The sequence below is a fragment of the Alkalihalophilus lindianensis genome (assembly GCF_032843265.1).
Lineage (GTDB): Bacteria > Bacillota > Bacilli > Bacillales > Bacillaceae_D > Alkalihalophilus > Alkalihalophilus lindianensis.
In genome coordinates, this window is sequence record NZ_JAWJBA010001033.1 from 1 (window position 1) to 235 (window position 235).

A 235-nucleotide genomic window follows, 5' to 3' on the forward strand; every position below is an offset into this window, starting at 1 on the left:
TTCTAATCCCTACTGTAATTGGCGAAATGAAGAGATTTCTGAGGGATAAAACATGGAGCGTCCATGTACCAAGGCGGATCAAAGAATTATGGCCAAAAGTTAAAAAAGTGGTGGACGAGCTGACCACCCAATATCAACGGTCCCCAAAAATCCAAGAAATCGCCGATTATTTAGAGGTTTCAGAAGAAGAAGTATTAGAGGCAATGGAAATGGGAAAAAGCTATCAAGCCTCTTC

At 41.3% G+C, this 235-nt stretch carries 1 protein-coding gene; it reads left to right on the plus strand.

Annotated elements, in window-relative coordinates:
- On the plus strand, positions 1-235 hold a 235-nt coding region (locus RYX56_RS25250; protein WP_317124501.1), incomplete at both ends, for a sigma-70 domain-containing protein.